Annotated in this window: 20 protein-coding genes and 1 pseudogene; 10 read left to right on the top strand and 11 right to left on the bottom strand. The window is 73.0% G+C overall.

Annotated elements, in window-relative coordinates; all coding sequences use genetic code 11:
* The first annotated feature begins 8 nt into the window (after positions 1-8).
* From ACK8N7_RS30055 to ppk2, 3 genes are all read left to right on the top strand, one after another.
* Positions 9-767, top strand: a complete 759-nt coding sequence (locus tag ACK8N7_RS30055) for an ArsR/SmtB family transcription factor (RefSeq protein WP_500444574.1) — start codon at positions 9-11, stop codon at positions 765-767.
* Positions 768-1,067: 300 nt separating this feature from the next.
* Positions 1,068-2,051: a DMT family transporter gene (locus ACK8N7_RS30050; protein ID WP_500444573.1), complete on the top strand. Its 984-nt coding sequence runs from the start codon at positions 1,068-1,070 to the stop codon at positions 2,049-2,051.
* On the top strand, positions 2,017-3,036 hold the full coding sequence (ppk2, locus tag ACK8N7_RS30045) for a polyphosphate kinase 2 (RefSeq protein WP_403211836.1): 1,020 nt from the start codon (positions 2,017-2,019) through the stop codon (positions 3,034-3,036). Before ACK8N7_RS30050 ends, ppk2 begins: the two co-directional genes overlap by 35 nt.
* 7 nt (positions 3,037-3,043) lie before the next feature.
* Here ppk2 and ACK8N7_RS30040 read toward each other — a convergent pair whose 3' ends face one another.
* The 7 genes and pseudogenes from ACK8N7_RS30040 to ACK8N7_RS30010 all read right to left on the bottom strand — a co-directional run bounded on the left by ACK8N7_RS30040 (position 3,044) and on the right by ACK8N7_RS30010 (position 12,664).
* Positions 3,044-4,123 (bottom strand): Zn-dependent alcohol dehydrogenase, encoded by a 1,080-nt coding sequence (locus ACK8N7_RS30040; protein ID WP_500444572.1) that lies wholly within the window; start codon positions 4,121-4,123, stop codon positions 3,044-3,046.
* Between the two features lie 33 nt (positions 4,124-4,156).
* Entirely contained in the window at positions 4,157-5,551 is a 1,395-nt protein-coding gene (locus ACK8N7_RS30035; protein ID WP_500444571.1) for an aldehyde dehydrogenase family protein, read from the bottom strand.
* Positions 5,552-5,708: 157 nt separating this feature from the next.
* Positions 5,709-7,088, bottom strand: coding sequence for an ABC transporter ATP-binding protein (locus ACK8N7_RS30030; RefSeq protein WP_500444570.1), 1,380 nt, complete (start codon positions 7,086-7,088; stop codon positions 5,709-5,711).
* A 140-nt stretch (positions 7,089-7,228) separates the two neighbouring features.
* Positions 7,229-8,076, bottom strand: a pseudogene (locus ACK8N7_RS30025) (MFS transporter).
* Positions 8,077-8,134: 58 nt separating this feature from the next.
* On the bottom strand, positions 8,135-9,577 hold the full coding sequence (locus tag ACK8N7_RS30020; protein WP_500444569.1) for a CitMHS family transporter: 1,443 nt from the start codon (positions 9,575-9,577) through the stop codon (positions 8,135-8,137).
* A gap of 139 nt (positions 9,578-9,716) precedes the next feature.
* Positions 9,717-11,918 carry a molybdopterin oxidoreductase family protein gene (locus tag ACK8N7_RS30015; RefSeq protein ID WP_500444568.1) on the bottom strand — a complete coding sequence of 734 codons (2,202 nt, stop codon included), beginning with the start codon at positions 11,916-11,918 and terminating at the stop codon, positions 9,717-9,719.
* A 134-nt stretch (positions 11,919-12,052) separates the two neighbouring features.
* Positions 12,053-12,664 (bottom strand): TetR/AcrR family transcriptional regulator, encoded by a 612-nt coding sequence (locus ACK8N7_RS30010; RefSeq protein ID WP_403211821.1) that lies wholly within the window; start codon positions 12,662-12,664, stop codon positions 12,053-12,055.
* 204 nt (positions 12,665-12,868) lie between these two features.
* Between ACK8N7_RS30010 and hmgA the strand changes: the two genes are divergently transcribed.
* The 4 genes from hmgA to ACK8N7_RS29990 all read left to right on the top strand — a co-directional run bounded on the left by hmgA (position 12,869) and on the right by ACK8N7_RS29990 (position 17,751).
* The gene (gene hmgA / locus ACK8N7_RS30005; protein WP_500444567.1) at positions 12,869-14,188 is read left to right on the top strand and encodes a homogentisate 1,2-dioxygenase; all 1,320 of its coding nucleotides are present in this window, start codon (positions 12,869-12,871) and stop codon (positions 14,186-14,188) included.
* A 140-nt stretch (positions 14,189-14,328) separates the two neighbouring features.
* A complete protein-coding gene (locus ACK8N7_RS30000) occupies positions 14,329-15,102 on the top strand; it encodes a GntR family transcriptional regulator (RefSeq protein ID WP_403212253.1) in 774 nt (257 codons plus the stop codon).
* 106 nt (positions 15,103-15,208) lie between these two features.
* Entirely contained in the window at positions 15,209-16,483 is a 1,275-nt protein-coding gene (locus tag ACK8N7_RS29995; RefSeq protein WP_500444566.1) for a type ISP restriction/modification enzyme, read from the top strand.
* A gap of 71 nt (positions 16,484-16,554) precedes the next feature.
* A complete protein-coding gene (locus tag ACK8N7_RS29990; RefSeq protein ID WP_500444565.1) occupies positions 16,555-17,751 on the top strand; it encodes a CaiB/BaiF CoA transferase family protein in 1,197 nt (398 codons plus the stop codon).
* Positions 17,752-17,802: 51 nt separating this feature from the next.
* Here ACK8N7_RS29990 and ACK8N7_RS29985 read toward each other — a convergent pair whose 3' ends face one another.
* Together ACK8N7_RS29985 and ACK8N7_RS29980 are read right to left on the bottom strand one after the other, a co-directional pair.
* A complete protein-coding gene (locus tag ACK8N7_RS29985) occupies positions 17,803-18,066 on the bottom strand; it encodes a hypothetical protein (RefSeq protein WP_015607597.1) in 264 nt (87 codons plus the stop codon).
* A gap of 241 nt (positions 18,067-18,307) precedes the next feature.
* Positions 18,308-19,117 (bottom strand): SGNH/GDSL hydrolase family protein, encoded by an 810-nt coding sequence (locus ACK8N7_RS29980; RefSeq protein WP_500444564.1) that lies wholly within the window; start codon positions 19,115-19,117, stop codon positions 18,308-18,310.
* A 255-nt stretch (positions 19,118-19,372) separates the two neighbouring features.
* Here ACK8N7_RS29980 and ACK8N7_RS29975 point away from each other — a divergent pair, with 255 nt between their 5' ends.
* Positions 19,373-20,467, top strand: coding sequence for a DUF5925 domain-containing protein (locus tag ACK8N7_RS29975; protein ID WP_403211811.1), 1,095 nt, complete (start codon positions 19,373-19,375; stop codon positions 20,465-20,467).
* A 74-nt stretch (positions 20,468-20,541) separates the two neighbouring features.
* On the opposite strand, the gene ACK8N7_RS29970 is transcribed toward ACK8N7_RS29975, so the two are convergent.
* Complete coding sequence (locus ACK8N7_RS29970) at positions 20,542-20,916, bottom strand: GntR family transcriptional regulator (RefSeq protein WP_015607600.1); 375 nt, start codon at positions 20,914-20,916, stop codon at positions 20,542-20,544.
* Between the two features lie 71 nt (positions 20,917-20,987).
* On the opposite strand from ACK8N7_RS29970, the gene ACK8N7_RS29965 reads away from it, so the two are divergent.
* Entirely contained in the window at positions 20,988-21,908 is a 921-nt protein-coding gene (locus ACK8N7_RS29965; protein ID WP_403211809.1) for a GNAT family N-acetyltransferase, read from the top strand.
* A complete protein-coding gene (locus tag ACK8N7_RS29960) occupies positions 21,889-22,401 on the top strand; it encodes a ribonuclease FAU-1 family protein (protein WP_403211807.1) in 513 nt (170 codons plus the stop codon). The genes ACK8N7_RS29965 and ACK8N7_RS29960 overlap by 20 nt, the downstream gene beginning before the upstream one ends.
* Before the next feature lie 27 nt (positions 22,402-22,428).
* On the opposite strand, the gene ACK8N7_RS29955 is transcribed toward ACK8N7_RS29960, so the two are convergent.
* On the bottom strand, positions 22,429-23,922 hold the full coding sequence (locus ACK8N7_RS29955; RefSeq protein ID WP_500444563.1) for a trifunctional class I SAM-dependent methyltransferase/NUDIX hydrolase/VOC family protein: 1,494 nt from the start codon (positions 23,920-23,922) through the stop codon (positions 22,429-22,431).
* Positions 23,923-23,927: the final 5 nt, after the last annotated feature.

Below are 23,927 nucleotides of genomic sequence, written 5' to 3'. Positions count from 1 at the left end.
CTGGACCCATGGACCGTTCACCGCACCCTGCGGACCGGCCGTCGCGCGCCCGGCCGCACGACGCCACCGCGTCGCGCCTCGCCGCGCTGGCCGCCCTGCTCGCGGACGGGACCCGCGCCTCCTTCTGCCTCGCCCTGCTCGACGGACGCGCCTGGACCGCGGGGGAGCTGGCCCGGTACGCCTCCGTCGCCCCCTCCACCGCCAGCGAGCACCTGGGACGGCTGGTGGGCGGCGGGCTGCTCACCGAGGAGCGGCAGGGGCGGCACCGGTACGTCCGGCTGGCCGACGAGCGGGTCGCGCACCTGGTGGAGGAGCTGGCCTCGCACGTACTGCCCGGCGCGCCGGATCCGCCGCGCACCCTGCGGGCGGCGAGCGTCAGCAGCGCGCTGGCCAGGGGGCGTACCTGCTACGACCATCTCGCCGGGCGCCTCGGCATCCGGATCACCGACGCGATGACCGTACGGGGGCTGCTGCGGCAGGACACCGGGTTCGCGCTGACCGAGCCGGGGCTCGACTGGTTCGACGCGCTCGGCATCCCGCTGGACCGGGCCGGGCGGCGGCCGCTGGTGCGGGGGTGCCTGGACTGGACGGAACGCCGGCCGCATCTCGCGGGGGCGGCGGGGGCGGCGCTTTGTGCGCATGCGCTGGGGGCGGGGTGGTGCGAGCGGGTGGGGTCGGGGCGGGCTGTGCGGGTGACTCCGTCGGGGGTGCGGGTGCTGGGAGAGGTGCTGGGGATCGAGCCGGCGTCGCTGGCCGGCCACGCCTGATCAGCCCGTCCGGCGTGCCTGGGGCCGGAGGGCGGCGCCATCCCCAGCCCGTCCGGCGTTTGAGGACGGAACCCTTGCCCGGGATGGGCGGCACCCGTGCTTCCCGGACACGGAAGGGGGTGCCCGGTGCCACCGCCACGGTTCCGCCCTCAAACGCCGGACAGGCTGAGGGTGACGGCCTCCGCCCTCAAACGCCGGACAGGCTGAGGGTGTGCGGGCGGGCTGGGGGTGTGGGCAGTCGATTGACGGTCCTCGACAATTCGGTGGGGGCCGAACCGTTTCGGCCCTACGGTCGTGGCCATGACGACGACCCCGGCCGCCCCCGCCGACTCCGCCCCCGCCCGATCCTGGCGCGCCACCGCCGCCGCCTGCACCACCGTCGTGCTGTGGGCCTCCGCCTTCGTCTCCATCCGCAGTGCGGGCGAGGCCTACTCCCCCGGCGCACTGGCCCTCGGCCGGCTGCTGGCCGGCGTGCTGGTGCTCGGGGCGATCCTCCTCGTACGCCGGGAGGGGCTGCCGGGACGCGGCGCCTGGCGGGGGATCATCACGTCCGGGGTGCTGTGGTTCGGGCTCTACATGGTGGCGCTCAACTGGGGCGAGCAGGAGGTCGACGCCGGTACGGCGGCGATGCTGGTGAACATCGGGCCGATCCTGATGGCACTGCTGGGCGCCCGGATGCTCGGCGAGGGGCTGCCCCGCCGCCTGCTGCTGGGGATGGGCATCTCGTTCTCGGGCGCCGTCGTCGTCGGCCTCGCGATGTCCGGGCACGGCACCTCGTCCGTGCTGGGCGTGGCGCTCTGCCTGCTGGCGGCGGTGGTGTACGCGCTGGGCGTGGTGAGCCAGAAGCCGGCGCTCGCGTACGGTTCCTCGCTCCAGATCAACACCTTCGGCTGCCTGATCGGCGCCGTCGCCTGCCTGCCGTTCACCGGGGTACTGATCTCCGAGGCGGCCGACGCACCGATGTCCGCCACCCTGAACATGATCTACCTGGGCGTCTTCCCGACCGCACTGGCCTTCACCACCTGGGGCTACGCACTGGCCCGGACCACCGCGGGCCGGATGGGCGCCACCACGTACGCGGTCCCGGCGATCGTGGTGCTCATGGCGTGGGTGCTGCTGGACGAGGTGCCGACCCCGCTCGGGGTCCTCGGCGGACTGCTCTGCCTGGCCGGGGTGGCGGTCTCCCGGAGCCGTCAGCAGACTGGGCCCACACGCGGAAATCCGGACCGGCCGGTGGAGGGAAACCGTCATGACGCGGAGTACCGGAGCGCACGGCGACCGTAACGACCGCAACGGGGCGAGGAAGAAAGCCGCCCGCGAGGAAGACGCGCGGGCGGCCCGCTTCGGCGGGCCGTACCTCGACGGCTTCCACGTGGCCGACAGCGGTGACGACGACCCGGTCCTGGTCGAGCCGGACGGCCATGCCCGGGACGCGTGGCGGGAGGACTACCCGTACGAGCACAAGCTCCGGCGCCGCGACTACGAGAAGGCCAAGCGCGCCCTCCAGATCGAGATGCTGAAGCTCCAGCACTGGGTGAAGGAGCGCGACGAGCGGCTGGTGATCCTCTTCGAGGGGCGGGACGCGGCGGGCAAGGGCGGCACCATCAAGCGGTTCACCGAGCATCTGAATCCGCGTGGTGCCCGCATCGTGGCCCTGGAGAAGCCGACGGAACGTGAACGCACCCAGTGGTACTTCCAGCGGTACGCGGCCCATCTGCCCAGCGCCGGGGAGATCGTGCTGTTCGACCGCTCCTGGTACAACCGGGCCGGGGTGGAGCGGGTGATGGGATTCTGCTCGACCCGCGAATACCTGGAGTTCATGCACCAGGCACCCGGCTTCGAGCGGATGCTCGCCCGGGACGGTATCCACCTGGTGAAGTTCTGGTTCTCCGTCTCCCGCAACGAGCAGCGCAACCGGTTCATGATCCGGCAGATCGACCCCGTACGGCGGTGGAAGCTGAGCCCCGTCGACCTGGCCTCGCTGGACAAGTGGGACGAGTACACGGAGGCGAAGGAGCTGATGCTCTTCCACACCGACACGGCCGACGCGCCCTGGACGGTGGTGAAGAGCAACGACAAGAAGCGGGCACGGCTGGAGGCGATGCGGCACGTGCTGGACCGCTTCGACTACCCGGGCAAGGACCCGGAGGTCGTCGGGGTGCCGGACCCGCTGATCGTGGGCCCGGCCTCCCGGCTGTTCGAGGAGGGGGAGATGGACGCCCGGCTGCTGGGGCCGGTCACCTCGACATCCCGGACGACGGACTTCTAGCGAGTCTCTAGAACACCACCAGCGCCCGGCCGCCCCTGCCCGCGATCATGTTGTCGAAGGCGGCGGGAATGCCGTCCAGGGCGATGCGTTCGGTGACCATCATCGACAGGTCGAAGCGGCCCGCGCGGATGTGGTCGGCCAGGGCCGGCAGGTCGCGGGCCGGGTCGCTGTTGCCGTAGACGCAGCCCGTCAGGGACCGGCCCCAGTGGAAGATCTCCAGGGCGTTGAAGGTGACCTCCTGGTCCTTGCCGCCGATCCCGACGACCGTGGTGCGCCCGCCGCGCCGGGTGGACTCCCAGGCGGCCCGGATGGTCGCGGGCCGGCCGACGCACTCCACGGCCACGTCCGTGCCCTGGCCGCCGGTGAGCTTGCGGATCTCGCGCGGGGTGGTGGCGGAGGCGATGACGTAGTCGGTCGCCCCGGCCTGCCGGGCCAGCTCCTCCTTGGCCGGGGAGACGTCGACCGCGATGATCCGGGAGGCGCCCGCGATCCGGGCTGCCTGGAGCACGGCGAGGCCGACGCCGCCGATCCCGAAGACGACCACGCTCTCGCCCTCGCGGACCTTGGCGCTGTGGTGGACCGCCCCGTAGCCGGTGAGGACCGCGCAGCCGAGGAGGGCGGCGTCGGTGAGCGGGATGCCGTCGGGGGCCGGGAGCACACAGTTCGCGGCGACGACGGTCTCCTCCGCGAAGGCCGCCACGTTGAGGCCGGGGTGGAGGTCGGTGCCGTCCGCCGTACGGGCGTGGAGGTTGGCGGTCCCCTTCAGGGCGTCGGCGCAGAGCCAGACCTCACCGATCCCGCAGTGGAAGCAGGCCCCGCAGGAGGGCGCCCAGTTGAGGACCACGCCGTCGCCGGGGGCGACATGCGTGACGCCCTCGCCGACCGCCAGGACCGTACCGGCTCCCTCGTGGCCGAGGACCGCGGGCACCGGCACCCGCATGGTCCCGTTCGTCAGGGACAGGTCGGAGTGGCAGACCCCGGCGGCGGCCAGCGAGATGCGCACCTGGCCGGGGCCGGGCTCCGGCAGGACGATGTCGGTGATCTCCAGGGGAGCTCCGACGGCGGGCAGTACAGCGGCGCGGACCACGAACAGGCTCCTTCAGCAGCAGGGTTACGGGGGTCAGAACTGGAGCGACTTGGTCTGGAGGTACTCCGCCAGACCGTGCGGGCCCAGCTCGCGGCCGACCCCCGACTGCTTGTAACCGCCGAAGGGGGCCAGCGGGTTGAACCGCCCGCCGTTGATGTCGACCTGTCCGGTGTCCATCCGGCGGGCGAAGGCCACCGCCTCCTCGTCGTCGGCCGCCCACACGGCTCCCGCGAGGCCGTACACGGTGTCGTTGGCGATACGGAGGGCGTCGTCCACGTCCTCGTACCGCAGGATCGAGACCACCGGGCCGAAGATCTCCTCCTGGGCGATGGCCATGTCCGGGGTGACGTCGGCGAAGACGGTGGGACTGACGTAGTAGCCGGTCTCCAGGGGCGCGTCGGGGCCGCCCGCGATCAGCCGGGCACCCTCGTCCATCCCCTTCCGGATGTAACCCAGCACCCGGGCCTGCTGCTTGGCGTTGACGAGCGGGCCGACCCGCTCGCCAGGGGCGTACTTGAGCACGGCGTGCGCCGCGAGCTCCACGGCCTCCTCGTACCGTTCGGCGTCCACCAGCATCCGGGTCCAGGCGCTGCACGTCTGACCGGAGTTGGTCATCACGTTGGCGATGCCGACGTTGACCGCCTTGGCGAGGTCGGCGCCGGGGAGGATCACGTTGGCGGACTTGCCGCCGAGTTCGAGGGCGACGCGCTTGATCGCGCCTCCGGCGGTGGCGCCGATCTGCCTGCCCACGGCGGTCGAGCCGGTGAACGAGACCAGGTCGACGTCCTCGTGCTCGGCGAGCGCCTGACCGGCGACCGGGCCGAGGCCGGTGACCAGGTTGAAGACCCCGGCGGGCAGCCCGGCGGCCTCGGCGGCCTCGGCGAAGAGCTGGGCGGTGAGCGGGGTGTCCTCGGCCGGCTTGAGGACGACCGTGCAGCCGGCGGCGAGCGCGGGGGCGACCTTGGCGACGATCTGGTGGAGCGGGTAGTTCCAGGGGGTGATCGCGCCGACGACCCCGACCGGCTCCAGCAGGACGGTGGAGTTGCCGATCTTCTCCTCGAAGGCGTACGACGCGGCCAGTTCGGCGTACGAGGCGGCGACCAGGACCGGGACGCCCGCGTGGACCATCTGCGAGAGCGGCAGCGGTGAGCCCAGCTCCGCGGTGATCGTCTCGGCCAGCTCGTCCTTGCGGGCGGCCAGCGCGTCGCTCAGGGCGGAGAGCCGGGCGGCGCGCTCGGCGGGCGGGGTGGCGGCCCAGCCGGGGAACGCGGCGCGGGCGGCCTTCACCGCCGCGTCGACGTCCTCGGCCGTGCCCGCCGGTACATGGCCGATGAGCTGCTCGTCGGCCGGGTTCACGACCGCGATCGTGTCCTGGCCGGCGGCGGGCCGCCACGCGCCGCCGATGTACATCTGGTCATGGGCCTTCATGGCTGTTTCCTCCCGGACGGGCTGTGCCGGCGCTCTGGCGGGTGCGGGGTGCCCTCGCACCCGCCCCAAACTAGCGCCGTTAGTTTTCCGGCGCCAGAGAGCTCCCGGAGACGCCGGTCACGCCGGGAGGCGTGCGCCCCGGTCCGGAGAGGAGGCCTCAGCCGTCCAGCCCGGGTACGTCCTGCGGCAGCGGGCAGATGCGGCGGCCGTAGTGGTCGAAGACGTACAGGTGTGCCAGGTCCACCAGCAGCGGCACCTGGCCGCCGGTCCGCAGCCGCATGTCGGGGCCGGTGCGCACCACCAGGTCGCCGGAGATGACGGAGGGCCGGTCCGGGGTGCGGACGGCCGCCGGGTCCGGGGCGGGTTCGTCGAGGGTGACGACGGGCCCGCTGATCCGGCCCGCGGCCCGCCCCTTCAGCCGGTCCAGGACACGGAGGCCGCCCTGACCGCCGAGCACCCTGCCCGGACGGCCCGCCGCTGCCCTGCGACGCCGGGGCATGGCCCGGGGCTGGGCCGATTCGAGGTCGGGGACGATGGCGGCCTGCGAACCGGTGTTGAGGTGGACCAGCGCCTCGTGCCCTTGGTACTCGACGTGCTCGACGATCCCGCTGAGCGCCACCTCGCCGGGGCGGGCCTGGCTGGGCGGGGCGATCCGGACCGCCTCCGAGCGGAGCCCCACGATGATCCGGCGGCCCTGCTGGATGCGGAGCAACTGGTGGTCGGGGCTGAGGGGTTCGGGCAGGGCGAGCCACTGACGGCCGAGGTCGATCGACATCCGTCCCTCCAGCGGGGCGTGGACGACGGCCTGGAGGAGGTTGATGCGCGGGGTGCCGATGAACGCGGCCACGAAGACGTTGTCGGGCAGCGCGTAGACGTCCCGGGGCGGGCTGACCTGCTGCAGTACACCGCCGCGCATCACCGCGACGCGGTCCCCGAGGGACATCGCCTCTGCCTGATCATGCGTCACATAGACGGTGGTGACGCCGAGTTCCCTGGTGAGCAGGGCGATCTCGGCGCGCAGATGGTTGCGGAGCTTGGCGTCCAGGTTGGAGAGCGGCTCGTCCATCAGGAAGACGGAGGGCCTGCGGGAGATGGCCCGGCCCATCGCCACCCGCTGGCGCTCGCCGCCGGAGAGCTGCGCCGGGTAGCGGTCGAGTACGTGCTCGATGCCGAGCATCCGGGCGGTGGCCTCGATCCGGGCGGTGTTGTCCTCGCGCGGGTTCTCCAGCTTCAGCGGGAAGCCGATGTTGGCCCGGTTGGTCATGCTCGGGTACAGCGCGAAGTTCTGGAACACCATGGCCATCCCGCGTTCGCGCGGCGGGATGTGGTTGGCGAACTCGCCGTCGAGCATCAGCTCGCCCTCGCTGATCTCCTCCAGACCCGCGATCATGCGCAGCACGGTCGACTTGCCGCAGCCGGAGGGGCCGAGCAGCACGACGAACTCGCCGGGGTCGATGGAGAGCGTGAACCGGTCGACGGCACGCCGGTCCCGGCCGTAGCTCTTGCTGACGTGGTGCAGGGAGATGGCGCGCGTCATGAGGGGTCCCCGGGATGAAGGTGTGGCGTCGCGGTGGGGAGCGGCTGTGGAGGGAAGTTAGCCCACCGGGCGGGGTGTGGGAATGACTCGCGCGAAGGTTGGGACGTGTGGGGCGTACGGGGTTGGGCGGGGCGGGTGCGTCAGGAACGGTTGCGGGTGGCCGGGGGCGCGTTGGTGCCCCGTTCCCGTTCGCGTACGAGGTCTGCCGCAGGCGGTACGGGGGTGGGCTCCGGCCGTACGGGTGCCGGGGCCGTTCGTCCGCTGCGCAGGCCCAGGCCCGCCGCGGCGAGGAGCAGGGCGCCGAGCAGCGCGAACGGGGCCGCCGCCCCCGCCGTACCCGCGATCAGGCCCGCGGCGGCGGGAGCGGCGGCCTGGCCCAGCCGGTTGCCGGTGAGGCGCAGGGCCAGTGCGGTGGACCGGGCTTCGGCGGGGGCCGCCTGGACCACCGTGGTCATCGACAGCGGCTGGCCGGCGCCGAGGCAGAACCCGAGGCACCGCTCTCACCGGAGATCAGTGCACCCGCCGCGATCGGGCCGATCAGCTGGCCGACCGAGGCACCGATGGTGAAGTGGCCGAAGTTTCGGTCCTGTTCGGCCGGGGCGGACTGCCGGGCCACGATCGACTGCGCGCCGATCACGAAGCAGAGGTGGCCGAGGCCCATCACCCCGCTCCAGGCGGCCATCGCGGGCAGGGAGGACACGACACCGCTGAGCGCGCAGCCGCCGGAGATCAGCACCACGCCGATCGGCAGCAGGGGCGCGCACCGGCCGTGGTCGGTGCGGCGGCCGAGCGGGACGGCGGCAAAGAGCGGCAGCAGGGCGTAGACCCCGGCGATGACGCCGATGGTCCCCTCGTCCGCACCGAGCGCGAGGGCCCGGTAGGAGACGGCGGGCCGCGCCATCGACACCGCCCCCTGCGCGAAGGCGAAGGCGATGACGAGGCGCAGCAGCCAGCCCCTGCCGGGCCCGGGTCGCGGTGCGGGTGACATCAGAGGGTGCCCATGAGTGCTGGTGACGTCAGAGCGGGTGGCATCGGCGCGGGTGACATCAGATCGTGCCGAAGAGGATGCCCGCCCCGAGCACCACGAGCGAGGTGAGCACGGCCCACTTGACGGTGAACCGGGTGTGGTCACCGAACTCGACCTTGGCCATGCCCACCAGAACGTAGACGGCGGGGACCAGCGGCGAGGACATGTGCAGGGCCTGGCCGGCCAGGGAGGCGCGGGCGATCTCCAGCGGGGAGACGCCGTGGGCCGCGCCGGCTTCGGCGAGGACGGGGACGACGCCGAAGTAGAAGCCGTCGTTGGACATGAAGTAGGTGAGCGGCAGGCTGAGCAGCCCGGTGACGATGGCCATGTGCGGGCCCATCGCGTCGGGGACGGCGCTGACGACCGAGCCGGCCATGTTCTCGACCATACCGGTGCCGGTGAGGACGCCGGTGAAGACGGCGGCGGCGAAGACCATGCCGGAGACGTTGAGGACGTTGTCGGCGTGGGCGGCGATCCGGGCCCGCTGGTCGGGCATGTGGGGGAAGTTGACGGTGAGGGCCAGGGCGGCGCCGAGGAGGAAGAGCACCGGGATCGGCATCAGCTGCATGATCATCGCGGTCAGCAGGGCGACGGTGAGACCGGCGTTGAACCAGTAGAGCTTGGGCCGCAGGGTGGAGCGGTTGGGGTCGAGGCCCTTGAAGTCGTCCTCGTCCCCGTCCTTGTCCCCGTCGCTGTGCCCCGCCCCGTCGTCGTTCCCGGCCGTGAGGTCCGCCGAGCCCGCCCCCGATGTCGCGGGGCCCTTGCGGAGACGGTCCCCGCCCCCGCCCGCCCCGGCCAGGACGGTCTCCTGCTCCGGCTCCCGTACCAGCGCCTCGTCCAGCGTGAGCATGCCCAGGCGCTTGCGCTCGCGGAGGCCCAGCACGTACGAGAGCAGGAACACGGCGAGCAGTCCGACGGCGAGCGCCGGGATCATGGGGATGAAGATCTCGGAGGCGTCCAGCTTGAGCGCGGTCGCGGCACGCGCGGTGGGGCCGCCCCAGGGAAGGGTGTTCATGACGCCGTTCGCCGTGGCCGCCACACCGGTCATGACGACCAGGCTCATCTTGAGGCGTTTGTAGAGCGGATACATCGCCGAGACGGTGATCATGAACGTGGTGGAGCCGTCGCCGTCGAGGGAGACGATCGCGGCGAGCACCGCCGTACCGACGACGATCCGCATCGGGTCCGCCTTGCAGAACCGCAGGATGCCCCGGACGATCGGGTCGAAGAGGCCGACGTCGATCATCACGCCGAAGTAGACGATGGCGAACATCAGCATGGCGGCGGTCGGCGCCAGGTTGCCGACGCCGTCGATGACGTAGTCGCCGAGCTTCGCTCCCTGTCCGACGGCGACGCAGAAGAGTGCGGGGATCAGTACCAGCGCCGCGATCGGCGACATCTTCTTCGTCATGATCAGGACCAGGAAGGTCGCGATCATGGCGAATCCGAGGATTGTCAGCATGGGGGATACCTAACGTTCATCCTTGAACTCCCACCGGTCTCGGCGGTCGGTCCGGACGACGTTAGGGGCCTCCTCGAAGAGTTAACAAGACGTTGACACGTGAGCAATACGAGCAAAACCCCAGGTCAACACGGTGGCGTTAGAGGGACGGGGTCACCGTCACCGGGATGGCGTTGAGTACGGCGGTGCCGGAGAGCGGGTCCAGGAGGGTGCCGTCGAGCAGCTGGTTCACGTTCACCCCGGGGTGGGCGGCGGCCACCGACAGACGGGTGCCGGGGCGGCTGTGGCCCCAGCCGTGCGGGAGGCTCACCACCCCGCTGCGTACGGTGTCCGTGATCTCGGCGGGGGCCTCGACCCCGCCGCCCGCCGACTCGATCCGTACGGTCGCACCGTCCACGAGCCCGAGCCGGGCCGCGTCGTCGGGGTGGATCTGGAGGGTGCAGACGTTGGACCCGCCGCTGAGCGAACCGACGTTGTGCATCCAGCTGTTGTTGGAGCGCAGATGGCGGCGGCCGACGAGCACGAGCGGAGCGGGCAGCTCGCCCAGTGCCTGGCGCAGGCGGGGCAGGTCGGCGGCGATCGGGGCGGGGAGCAGTTCGATGCGGCCGGAGCGGGTGCGCAGGATCTCCGGGACGCGGGGCCCCAGCGGGCCGAGGTCGATGCCGTGCGGGTGGGCGAGGAGTTCCTCCAGCGTCAGGCCGTACGGGCCGAGCCGCAGCATGAGGTCGAGGCGGCGTTCGGGGCCGCTCTCCCCGGTGAGCTCGCCGGCCAGCTCCTCCGGGGCCCCGGCCCGGGTGATCGCGGTGGCGATGGCCAGGTCGTCGACGGCGGAGGGCGGGGCACCGTGCATCCCGCTCACCGCGAGGATCAGCCGGGCGTGGATCTCGCTCTCGTCCATCCGGCCGTCCTCCAGCGGTACGGGGGCCGGGGTGTAGCGGACCTGGTTGTGCACGGCGAAGGAGTTGAACGCGAAGTCGAAGTGGGCGCTCTGCGAGGGCGGCGGCGGGGGCAGGACGACGTCCGCATGGCGGGAGGTCTCGTTGAGGTAGGGGTCGACGCTGACCATGAAGTCGAGCCGGCCGGCGAGGGCCGCGTCGAGCCGGTCGCCGTCGGGGGCGGAAAGGACGGGGTTGGCGGCGAGGACGACCAGTGCGCGGATGCGGCCCTCGCCCGGGGTCTCGATCTCCTCGGCCAGGGCGGCGATGGGGAGTTCGCCCTTGGCCTCGGGGTGGCCGGAGACCCGGCTCGCCCAGCGGCCCAGGGCGAAGCCCTTGCCGGGCGCGTAGCCCTTGCCGGGGGTGGCTTCGCGCGGGGCGCGCGCGGTCGCGGAGAGCGGGAAGAGGGCGCCGCCGGGGCGGTCGAGGTTGCCGGTGAGGATGTTGAGGACGTCCACCAGCCAGCTGGCGAGGGTGCCGTGCTCGACGGTGCAGCTGCCGATCCGCGCGTAGACGGCGGCGGTGGGGGCGGCGGCCAGTTCCCGGGCGAGGGAGGTGATGGTGGCCGCGTCCACATCGCAGGCGGCGGTGACCGCGTCCGGGGTGAAGTCGGCTAGGGCGGCGGCGAGTTCATCCGCGCCCTCCAGGTGTTCGGCGAGGGGGCCGGGGTCGGCGAGCTTCTCCTGGAGGAGGACGTTCGCCATCGCGGCTAGCAGCAGGGCATCGGCTCCCGGCCGGATCGCCACATGCCGGTCGGCGAGGCGGGCGGTACGGGTGCGGCGCGGGTCGATGACGGTGAGGGTGCCGCCCCGCCGGCGCAGCGCCTTGAGCCGGCCGGGGAAGTCGGGCGCGGTGCAGAGGCTGCCGTTGGACTCCAGGGGGTTGGCGCCGATCAGCAGGAGGTGGTCGGTGCGGTCGAGGTCCGGTACGGGGATGGCGTGCGCGTCACCGAAGAGCAGCCCGCTGGAGACGTGCTTGGGCATCTGGTCCAGGGTGCTCGCCGTGAACACGTTGCGGGTGCGCAGGGCGGCGAGCAGCAGGGGCGGGTAGAGGGAGCCCGCCATGGTGTGGACGTTGGGGTTGCCGAGCACCACCCCGACGGCCTGCGGGCCGTAGGCCCCGGCCAGGGCCGGTATGCGCTCGGCGATCCGGTCGAACGCCTCGCTCCAGGTCGCCTCCCGCAGCTCCCCGTCCTCCCCTCGTACGAGGGGGACGCGCAGCCGGTCGGGGTCGCCGTCCAGTCCCCCGAAGGACGCCCCCTTGGGGCAGATGAAGCCCCGGCTGAAGATGTCGTCACGGTCGCCGCGCGCACCCGTGACGGTGGTCCCCTCGATGGTCAGGGTGAGGCCGCAGGTGGCTTCGCAGAGGGGGCAGATACGCGGTGCGGTACGGGAGTCGTGGGACATGGGCCCTCCCCGGGGCGACGGCGGTGGCAATGCTGACGACACCGCGAGCATACCGACCGGTAGGCATGTCGGGGAGGCGTTGGAGGGCGGTACTTGGCGAGCACTCCACGCGCCCGGCCCGCCCCCCGGCGCCCTCAGTCCAGGATCTGCGCGAGGTACGCCCGTACCAGCGTCCGGGTCTCGGCGACGATCGCCGGGTCCCCCGCCGGGTCCGTACGGAAGGCGAGCTGGAGCAGGGCGTCCGCCGCCTCGACGCTGACCAGGACGGCCCGCAGCAGCTCCGGGCCGGGGTGGCGGCCGAGGTGTCCGGCGAGGAGTTCGCCGAGCCGGCCCGCGAGCCGCCGGTTGGCGTCGTCCGCCGCTTCCTCGGCGGGCGACGGGGGCCCGAAGTCGACGAGGGTGAAGCCGGGCACGGTCCGCTTCATCGCCAGGTACTCGTCCAGCACCGCGTCGATGGCCCCGCGCCAGTCGTCGGCGGGGAGGGAGTCGAGCCGGGCGGTGATGCGCTCGGCGTAGAGGTCCAGGTTGCGCAGCGCGAGGGCTTCGACCAGGGCCCGCTTGTTGGAGAAGAAGCGGTAGACGGAGCCGATGGGCACCTCGGCGCGCAGGGCGACGTCACGGGTGGAGAGCTGCTCGTAACCGGTCTCGTCGAGCAGCCGGGCGCAGGCGTCGAGTATCCGGGCGAGCCGGTCGGCGCTGCGCTGCTGCACGGGGGCGCGGCGGAGGTTCGGGTTCGGGTGGGGCACGGACCCATGATGCCGTGGTCCTTCCGGGGGCCGTCCCGTAGGCCTCCGGGGCGGTCGCTCACCCCTTACACCCCGGATCGTGCCCCCACACCCCCCGAATGGCGCGATCCATGCCGTTGACGCGACCGCCTCCTATTCCTACGGTGTCCCATAGGATTCGTTGTCCGGCGGATTCAAGGGCTTCATGGGCACCGGGAGTGCGGGATGAGCGGCATCGAGCAGGCGAGGAAGACGGCGGAGGGGCTGACGTACTCCTCCGGTTTCGGCAACGAGCACAGCTCGGAGGCGGTTCCGGGGGCGCTGCCGCACGGCCGCAACTCACCCCAGCGCGCGCCCCTCGGGCTCTACGCGGAGCAGCTGAGCGGCTCCGCCTTCACCGAGCCCCGCGCGGACAACCGCCGCTCCTGGCTCTACCGGATCCGCCCCTCCGCCGTGCACCCGGCCTTCACCCGGGCCGACAACGGCGGCCTGCGAACAGCACCCTTCACCGAGTCCGTGCCGGACCCGAACCGGCTCCGCTGGAACCCGCTCCCCGACCCCGCGCCCGGCACGGACTTCCTCGCCGGGCTGTGGACCCTGGGCGGCAACGGGGACGCCACCCAGCGCACGGGCATGGCGGTTCACCTCTACCACGCCAGCTCCTCCATGACCGACCGGGTGTTCAGCGACTCGGACGGCGAGCTGCTGATCGTCCCGGAGCGCGGCGGACTGCTGCTCCGCACCGAACTGGGCCTGCTGCGCGCCGAACCGGGCCATGTCGCGCTGATCCCGCGTGGCGTCCGCTTCCGGGTGGAGCTGCTGGACGAGACCGCACGCGGGTACGTCTGCGAGAACTACGGCCGCCCGTTCGCGCTCCCGGAACTCGGGCCGATCGGCGCCAACGGCCTGGCGCACGCCCGGGACTTCCTGGCCCCCGTCGCCGCGTACGAGAACGACGACCGGCCGGTGGAGGTGGTCAACAAGTACTGCGGCAACCTCTGGACGGCCACGTACGACCACTCCCCGCTCGACGTCGTCGCCTGGTACGGCACGCACACCCCGTACGTCTACGATCTGCGCCGGTTCAACGTCATCGGCACGATCAGCTACGACCACCCCGACCCCTCGATCTTCACGGTGCTGACCTCGCCGTCCGACACCCCGGGCCTCGCCGGTGTCGACTTCGTCGTCTTCGCCCCGCGCTGGCTGGTCGGCGAGGACACCTTCCGGCCGCCGTACTTCCACCGGAACGTGATGAGCGAGTACATGGGGCTGATCGACGGCGCGTACGACGCGAAGGCGGAGGGCTTCGTCCCCGGCGGCGGCTCGCTGCACAACATGATGTCGGCCCACGGACCGGACCGCGAGACCTTCGACCGGGCGAGCGCGGCGGAGCTGAAGCCGCAGAAGATCGAGGACGGTCTGGCCTTCATGTTCGAGACCCGCTGGCCCATCATCGCGACCCCGCAGGCGGCCGGCGCCGGCCATCTGCAGCGCGGCTACGACGACGTGTGGCAGGGTCTGAGCCGCAACTTCCGGCCGTAGAAGAGCCAGGCGGACGGAGGGGCCCGGAGGGACGGGACGGGGACGACGTGACAGAGAGCCATGAGACGACGACGGCCGAGGCGGGGACTACCGGAGCGGGGACGGCCGGAGCGGGGACGGGCGGGGACGCGGGGGGCGGGGTGAACCCGGTGGGCCGGCCGCACCCGCCCGCCTTCGCCCCCGACTCGCTCGTCCTCAACCGGAAGCTGCCGCTCTGGTACCAGGTCTCCCAGTCCCTGCGGGCCTCCATACTCGGCCGCCCGCAGGACGCCTCCCCCCGGCTGCCCACCGAGGAGCAGCTCGCCGCGCACTACGGGGTCAGCGTGCTCACGATGCGCCAGGCGCTGAAGGAGCTGGAGACGGAGGGGCTGATCAGCAGGCACCGGCGGCGCGGCACGTTCATCGAGCCGCGCGCCCGTCGGGTCTCCCCGGTCCGGCTGCTGGGCTCGGTCGACGCGATCGTCGCCCAGCAGTCCGGGGAGGCGACGACGATTCTCGGCCACGGGGCGGTGCCGGTGCCGGGCGATCTCGCCGAGTTCTTCCCGGACTGCGGCGAGGTGGTCACCTACCGGCGGCTGCGCCGCGACGGCGAGAGCGACGAGCCGACCAACTGGGCGGAGAACGCGGTACGCCCCGACATCGCCGCCCGGATCGACGTGGCCGACCTCGAACGGTGGCCGATGACCAAGGTGCTGCGCGATGTGGCCGGGGTCAGGATCTCCCGGATCACCGACACGGTGGAGGCCCGGCTCGCCGACCCGGCCACCGCCGAGCTCCTCCAGGTCCCGCTGCTCAGCCCGATCCTGCACTACACGGGCGTGACGTACGACGAGGAGGGGCGCGTGGTGGATGTGGCCCGGATCCGCTACCGGGGCGACCGGTTCTCGTTCTCGGTGACGGTGGAGGCCCATTAGGGCGCCCGCTAGGGCGCCCACTAGGGGGTGCCTGCCCCCGCCGTTACGATGCGAACGGGTCATGGCGGACAGGGCCGGCGGAGAGCGGACTGGGGAGGACGGCTCGGTGGCAGCGCGCAGGACGGCGGCGGCCGGATCCGGCGAGGACGGGAAGTCCTTGCCGCTGGACGAGCTGATGCCGTGGTCGGTACGCCCCCTGAGAACCGGCCGCTCCTGGGTGATGGGCCCCGATCCCGCAGCGCTCCGCACCCGTTGGGAGCGGCTGGCCGCCGCCGAGGGCGCCGAGCAGGAGCGGCTGTTCCGCCCGAGCCGCTCCCGTACGCCGCACATCCCGGTCGCCGCGCTGCCCGGCCGGTCCACCGGCACCGGCCGCTTCGCCCGCGAACCGGGCGCCTGCCCCGATCCCGCACGGATCCTGCACGGCCCGTTCGACGAACAGTGGCTGCTCCCCGACCACCGGCTGATCGACGCGGCCCGCCCGGAGCTGTGGCGGGTCGGCGACGAGCGGCAGCTCTTCACGGTCGAACACGGTTACGTGCCCCAGGCCACCGGGCCCGCCCTGTCGGTGACCCACCTGCTCCCCGACGGGCACTCCCCCGCCGGACGCCCGGGCCGGATCCGGCCGCTGTACCGGCGGCCCGACGCCACCGACCCCAACCTGGCACCCGGTCTGCTCGACGTACTGCGGACGCGGCTGGGGCCGGAGGTGGCGCCCGAGTCCGTGCTGGCCTGGATCATGGCCGCCGCCCTGCCCTCCCCGTCCGGCTGCCGGGTCCCGCTGCCCGCCGACGCCGAGGTGTGGGCGGCCGGGGTGGAGCTCGGCCGGGAGCTGGTACGGGTGCAGCTGCGCGGGGCCCGGGGCGGCGAACGGCCCCGGCTGCCGGGCGGGCGCAGGCCCTATGTGCGGGCGGCGCTCCCGCCCCGGCCCGCCGGGATCGTGTACGACGCGGAGGCCGAGGCCCTGGTCATCGGCGACGGCCGGATCTCGCCGGTGCCCGCGGGGGCCTGGGAGTTCACGGTGAGCGGCGTACGGGTGCTGGAGCTCTGGTTCGAACGCCGGGCGGCGGCAGCGGTGGGCGCGGTCCCCGAGGGCGCGGCCCCGGACGGGCCAGGTGGGGTCGGGCTGGACGCGGTCGGGGCGCGCGGGTGGACCCCGGAGTGGACCTCGGAGCTGCTGGAGCTCGTCTCCGTACTGGCCCTCCTGGACGGGCTGCGGCCCCGGCAGGAGGCGCTGCGGGCCCGGCTGGACCGGGCGCCCCTGATCTCCCGCGACGAGCTGCGGGCGGCGGGGGTGCTGCCGGTCCCGGCCTCAGTACGGCTTCCCGCCTCGGTCCTCGGCCACCAGGAGGAGGGGCCGGAGGGGCAGTTCGCGCTGCTGTGAGAGCGGGCGGACGGCCTTCCTGTGGGGGCGGGAGGTGGCGAAGGGGCCGGTCGGCAGGGTAAGCACGGGCCATGAGCACTCAGCCACTCCCCCTCGACGGCATCACCGTGGTGGCCGTCGAACAGGCGGTCGCCGCCCCCTTCGCCACCCGGCAGCTCGCCGACCTCGGGGCCAGGGTCATCAAAGTGGAGCGCCCGGACGGCGGCGACTTCGCGCGCGGGTACGACACGGCGGCGCGCGGTCTCGCCTCGCACTTCGTCTGGTGCAACCGGGGCAAGGAGTCCCTCGCCGTCGATCTGAAGGACCCGCGCGGCCTGGCGGTGGTGCGTGAACTCGTCGCCGGGGCGGATGTGTTCGTGCAGAACCTGGCCCAGGGCGCCGCGGCCCGGCTCGGGCTGGACGCCGCCACGCTCTGTGCGGCGCACCCGCGGCTGGTGGCCGTGGACATCTCCGGCTACGGGGAGAGCGGACCGTACGCGCACAAGCGGGCCTACGACATGCTCGTGCAGTGCGAAGCGGGCCTGGTCTCCGTCACCGGGACCGCCGATCAGCCGGTGAAGGCGGGCATCCCGGCGGCGGACATCGCGGCGGCCATGTACGCGTTCTCCGGAGTGCTGGCGGCGCTGTTGCGGCGGGGTACGACCGGCCGGGGCGGGCCGGTGGAGGTCTCCATGCTGGACGCGCTGGCCGAGTGGATGGGGCATCCGCTGCACCAGGGGATGCACGGGGCCCCTCCCCCGCCGCGTACCGGGCTCGCGCACTCGGTGATCGCCCCGTACGACGCCTACGGCACGGCCGACGGCGAACAGGTCCTGCTCTCGGTGCAGAACGACCGGGAGTGGCGACGCCTGGCCGAACAGGTGCTCGGACTGGCCGAGTTGGCGGACGACCCGGACTTCGCGACGAACACCGCGCGCACCGCGAACCGGAAGCGGACCGACGAGGTGGTGGGGCGGGCGCTGGCGCGGCTGACGGGCCGGGAGGCGCTCGACGCGCTGGACGCGGCGGGGATCGCCTGCGCCCGGCTGAACACGGTCGCCGATGTGGCGGCGCACCCGCAGCTCGCGGCGCGGGACCGGTGGCGGGAAGTGGAATCACCGGTCGGGCCGTTGCGGGCGTCGCTGCCGCCGATCACGCTGCCGGGCGGGGCGGAGCCTCGGATGGGTGCCGTACCGGCGCTGGGTGAACACACCGATGAACTGCTGCGAGCCCTGGGGATGACGGACGAGCAGACATCGGTGCTGCGCCGGGACGGGGTGATCGCCTGAGCCGTCCCTGTCCCGAGCGGTGGGCCGGCCCAGTCGTCGACGTGGCGTCGGTCAGCGGCGGCTGCCGAAGAGCGAGCGCCGCAGTCGCCGCAGCGGTGCGAAGAGCGACACACGGGCGCTCCTGCTCCGGCGGGTGTGCGCGGCATCACGCGAGGTCAGCTCGCGCATCAGCAGCGTCGCTTCCGCCGACTCGCGCTGCGGGACGACAGGGCCGCCGAGCACCGCGAGATGGCGGTCGAGGCGCGTACTGGTCGCACCGCTCCCGCATGTGATGGCAGGCACCCGCGGCCTGCTCCGCATCGTTATCTGTTCCATGTCACTCCCCACCCGTACGAGGGCACCCGGTCCGGGCAGGTTAACCCTATCGCCCCACGGTGACACACGGGTATCCCGCCCGCAGGATCGAGCACACACATACGGAGGTTGACGACCTGTTACCGAATCCGCCCGATTCCAGGGCGAGTTCGGACAGTTCGGATGGATTGTTCGACGGAACGGGAGGCCCCGGGGCCGGGGCCTCCCGCACAGGCGGACGACTGGCCGCTCAACTCACCTGTCAGGCAGCGGAATTGAAGACGGGCAGATAGCCGCCCGACTGTCCGGCGGCGGTGGGGTGGTAGGACTCGCCGATGTTGAGCCAGTTCACGCTGTGCAACCAGGAGTTGCCCGAGCAGATCTCGTGTCCGGTGAAGGTCGTCCTGACGTCACCGAAGGCGAAGCCGTGGTCGGCGGCACGCTTGGCGGTGGCCGCGTTCAGGTAGTCGGAGGCGCCGTTGATGGCGGAGCGCTCCCGCTCGCTGAGGCCGGCCACGCAGCTGCCGCTGAGCTGGTAGAAGCGGGGGTAGCCGAGGACGACGACCCGGGCGGAGGGGGCCTTGGCCTTGATGGCCGAGTACACGGAGTCGAGCCGGCCGGGCAGGGTCGAGTCGACGTAGGCGCGGGCGGTGGCGATGCGGCTGAGGCAGGTGGACTCGGACTGCAGGACACAGGTCGTCATGACGTCGGCGAAGCCCGCGTCATTGCCGCCGATGGAGATCGAGACGAGGTCGGTGGAGGCGTTGAGCGGTCCGAGCTGACCACTGGTGACGTCGTTGGTCCGGGCGCCGGAGCAGGCGGTGAAGGCGAAGCTGGAGGGGGAGTTGGCGTTGGCCCAGAGCCTGGGGAAGGCCCGGGTGCTGCGCTTGCAGTCGCCGCTGGCGCTGTCGTAGCTGCCGGCCCCGACGCCGGAGGAGTACGAGTCGCCGAGTGCGACGTAGTCGACGGCCTTGACGGAGGAGTCGGCGTTCGCGATCCCCGCACCGGTCAGGGCGAGGGCGGCACCGAGCAGGAGTGAGGACGAGAACGCCACGAGTCTGGACATTTTCATGGGGGCTCCTTGAGCAGGGGGTATCTGCGTTACTCCGTAGTAGCAGCGCACCCGGCTCACTGGAAGTGTTCATGCCAAAAATAAGTGGTGAGTGCTTCCGCCCGCCCTCCGGAGTTCAACGCACGCGCCTTGACGCGCCGGTGTCGTAGCGTCACCTCCGGCGCGTACGGAGACGGCCTGCCGAGCCGCCGCACGTCCCGCCGGACCGGTGAAACCTGGGTGCGCGGGGTGTCCCCGTGCCGGATCATGGGCGCCATGTCTGCCAACCCCGAGTCCGCTCTGCCGATCCGGCTCACCGTCGACGACAGCGACTCCCCGTCCGACGTCGTCGACGCGCTCTTCCTCGGCCGCTTCGCGACGGGCGAGCAGCCTTACTCCCACAGCTCGTCCCTCGACCGGGTCAAGGCCGGGGCGACCCTGCTGCCCCCGCACGCCTCGGTGCTGCGGGCCGCCCGCGACGACGACCGCAGCGCCACGCTGGCCGAGGGCGACGGCTGGACCCTGCTGATCTCGCGGTGGAACCGGGGCGCGGACGTCACGGTCACCGCGACCAGCCCCGAGCTGGCGGAGAAGGTCCTCGGGGAGGCGACCGACGGCGCCCAGGACGAACCGGAGCCGCAGCCCGACAACGTGACCATGGGCTTCTGGTACGTCTCCCCGCGCCGCGGCCCCTACCGCACCACCCGGCGGATCACCGCCGGCAGCTGGGACGAGGTCCGCCCCAACTACACCGCCCCGGTGGCGGACGCCATGGACCGGCTGATGAAGGTCACCCCGGACGACATCGCTGGCCGGCTGCTCCTGCTGCACGGCCCGCCCGGCACCGGCAAGACGTCCGCGCTGCGCACCCTGGCCCGGTCCTGGCGCGACTGGTGCCAGGTCGACTGCGTGCTGGATCCGGAGCGGCTCTTCAACGACGTCGGCTATCTGATGGACATCGCGATCGGTGAGGACGACGGCACGGCGAAGGGCCGGTGGCGGCTGCTGCTCCTGGAGGACTGCGACGAGCTGATCCGGGGCGAGGCCAAGCACACCGCGGGCCAGGCCCTGTCCCGGCTGCTGAACCTGACGGACGGTCTGCTCGGCCAGGGCCGGAACGTGCTGGTGGGGGTCACCACCAACGAGGACCTGGAGCGGCTGCACCCGGCGGTCGTCCGGCCGGGACGCTGCCTGGCCCGGATCGAGGTCGGCCCGCTGACCCGCCAGGAGTCGGTGGCCTGGCTGGGTACGGAGGAGGGCGTGAGCCGGGAGGGCAGCTCGCTCGCGGAGCTGTACGCGCTGCGCCGGGGCATCGGCCCCGCGTCGGTGCCGAAGCAGGACGCGGGGGCGGACGCGGGGCTGTATCTGTAGGGCGGGGGCCGTATTTGAACGGGTGGGGGCCGTATCTGCGGGGCTGGGGGCCGTAGCTCGTGAGGCCTGTCGGGTCAGCGCGCGTACGCCGCCCGGACCGCGTCCTGGGCGAGCGACAGCGCCCGGTCCCGGGGGAGCCCGAGCCGCTGGGCGGCTTCCGCGTAGCTCTGCGCGGCGGCGGCGGCCTTCTGCTCGGCCGCTCCCCCGGCGGCCGCGACGAAGGTCCCGTTCCGCCCCCGGGTCTCGATCACACCGTCGGCCTCCAGCGCGCGGTACGCCTTGGCCACGGTGTTGGCGGCGAGGCCCAGCTCCTCGGCGAAGCCCCGTACGGTCGGGAGCCGGTGGCCGACCGGGAGCACGCCGGAGCGGGCCAGTTCGGAGAGCTGGGTGCGCAGTTGCTCGTACGGGGCGATGCCGGAGTCCGGGTCCAGGACGATCTTCTCAGTCACGGACCGATTCTCCCCCCGCGGGCGGAAAAACGGGAGGCGATCGCGGCAGGGCCGCGCGTAACCTCCGCCGCATGACAGTGATTGTGCGGGATTTCCGGCCGTCCGACGCCCAGGCGTGGACCCGCGTCCGGCGGGCCGCGGTCCCCTACCTGGTGTCCACCCCCGAGCAGATCACCCACGATCTGGCCCATGCCCATCCGGACCGGCACTACCGGCTGCTGGTGGCCGAGCGGGACGGCGAGATCATCGGAACCGCGCAGGCCGGGATCGCCCACGACAGCACGGAGCCGGGGCAGGGATCCTGCACCCCGCACGTCCTGCCCGGCCACACCGGTCGCGGGGCGGGCTCGCTGCTGCTGAGTACGGCGGAGGAGCACCTCGCGCAGGCGGGGGCCACGGTCGTCCACGCCTGGGTGCTGGACACGCCTCAGAGCCTGGAGTTCGCCCGCGGCCGGGGCTACCGGCCGGGCCGCTCCGCGCACTTCCAGCACCTGTATCTGGCGGGCGCGTCCCTGCCGCCGCTCCAGGAGGCCCCGGCGGGCGTGGAGCTGAGGTCGGGGGCCGACTTCGCCGACGATCCCCGGCCGCTCTTCGAGGCCGACGCTGAGGTGACGCTGGACGAGCCGACCGACGTACCCACCGAGCTGGACGACTACGAGGACTGGCTGACGAACATCTGGCGCCACCCGACCTTCGACACCGGGCTCACGACGGTGGTCCTGGTGGACGGTCGGGTGGCCGCGTTCAGCGCGGCGGGCACCGACGGGAGCCGGACGTACTCCAGCAACATGACCGGCACCCTGCGGGCGTTCCGGGGGCGGGGTCTGGCGAAGCTGGCGAAGAACGACTCGCTGCACCGGGCGCGGGCGGCCGGATACACGGACGCCTACACCGCCAACGACACCGGCAACGGCCCCATGCTGGCCATCAACAAGGCGTTCGGCTACACGGTCTGCGCCACGGAGGTCCGCCATGCCCGCACCCTCGGCTGAGCCCCGCGCGCCCCGCTCCAAGGGCCTCGTCGTCGCCCTGACCAAAGCGGGCCGCACCAAGATCGGATATCCGGCGGAGCTGGTCCGTGACGACGGCACCCGCGTCACCGTCCGGGCGCCGTGGGCCGCGCCCGGGGTGCGGGACTTCGGCTTCGTCCGGTTCGAGCCGGGCGATGTCTTCACCGAGCACTACTGGCGGGACCGGTGGTTCGCGGTGAAGGAGGTCCGCACCGGTGACGGCGAGCTGAAGGGCTGGTACTGCGACATCACCCGGCCCGCGGTCCTGGCCGACGGGGTGCTGGCGGTCGAGGATCTCGACCTGGACCTGTGGGTGTCGGCGGACGGCTCCTCCGTACTACGGCTCGACGAGGACGAGTTCGAGGCGAGCGGCCTGGCCGGACGCGATCCCGGGGCGGCCGGGGCGGCGGCCCGCGCCCTGGACGAGCTGGAGGCGCTGGCCCGGGCGGAGGGGCTGGCGAGCCTGCTCACCTGACCGTCGCGGACCGGGTGCCTGGGAGCTTCAGGGGCGGGGCGTGGACGCGGCCACCAGCTCCACCTCGTACCCCGCCTCGTCCTCCAGATAGGCGGCGACGTGGCCCTCACCGCCCGCGTGGGGATGGCGGTCGGGGTGGAGCAGGCGCCAGCCGTGTGCGGGGGCCTCGGCCGTGAGGGAGTCGAGGGCGGCCCGGTCCGCGACATGGAACGCCAGGTGGTTGAGGCCGGGACGGTGCCGGTCGTGGTGGTCGGCGGAGAGGTCGGGCGACTGCTCGACGACCACGTAACTCTCGCCGCGCCGCCAGCTGCGGCCGTCCGCCCAGCGCTGGTACGGGAGGTGGCCGAGCCGCTCCAGCAGCCAGCCCCAGCGCCGCTCCGCACCCGCCAGGTCGGGCACCCACAGCTCGATGTGGTGCACCCGGCCGGTCCGCTCGGCGGCGGGCGGCAGCGCCACGGCCCGGCGCGGGCCGCCCGGCCGGTGGGCGATCGGGTCGCCGTCCTCGTGCCAGTGGAGCATGAAGTGCTCACCCGCCCGGTAACCGTCCAGGCCCGCACGGCAGTACGCGACCATGTCGTCCGGCAGGGCGTCCAGCGGGAACCAGTCCAGCTCGTAGCACTTCTCCGGCTCCGCGTTGCGCGGCGGGCGCTCCGCGTCGTACTCCGCGACGAAGAACCAGCCCATGCGCGCCCCGCCGCCGGGGCCCCGGTGCTGCATCACGAGGGCAACCCGCAGCTCGTCGGGGTCCAGCACGACACCGATCTCCTCGGCGGCCTCCCGGATCATCGCCTCACGGACGTCCTCACCGTCCTCCGCGTGGCCGGAGGGCATGTTCAGCAGGCCGTCCCCGTAACCCGTGTTGGCGCGGCGGGCGAGCAGGACGTCCGGGCCGCGGCGCAGGATCAGGTGGACGTCGACGACCTCGGTGTGCCGGTGGGGCGGCTCCGCACGGGCCACCAGGGCGTACCGCTCGTCGTCGACCTCCTTGCCCCACAGCCGCGGGTCGGCGGCAAGGTCCTCGTGGTGGACGCGCTCGGTGTGCCGGGCGAGCAGGGAGGTGACCCGGGCGGCGGAGAGCCCGACACCGCCCCACACCCCTTCGATCAGCACCAGCCGGCCGCCCGGCTTCAGCAGGCCGAACCAGTGGGCCAGGGCGGCTGCCGGGTCGGGCAGCAGCCAGACCACGTGCCGGGCCACGATCACGTCGAACGCCCGCTCCCCCACCGGAGGCCGGGCCGCGTCCCCGACCAGGACCTCCGCACCGGTCCCGGCGAGCTTGGCGCGGGCCTGCTCGGCCATCCTGGGCGACCGGTCGACGGCGGTGACCCGGTGGCCCTGACCGGCGGCGAGCAGCGAGAGGCTCCCCGTACCGCAGCCCAGGTCCAGCAGGTCACCGCGGGTGGCGGGCAGCCAGCTCTCCAGCCGCCCGGCCCACGCGTCGCGCACGGCGGGGTCGAGGAGCCCGTGGTCGGGCTCCTCGTCGAAGGATTCGGCCGCCGCGTCCCAGTCGATCGTCGTCATACGTC

The sequence above is a fragment of the Streptomyces griseobrunneus genome, from assembly GCF_046713465.1.
In the GTDB taxonomy this organism is placed as follows: Bacteria; Actinomycetota; Actinomycetes; order Streptomycetales; family Streptomycetaceae; genus Streptomyces; species Streptomyces microflavus.
This window is presented reverse-complemented; position numbering and strand designations above follow the sequence as displayed.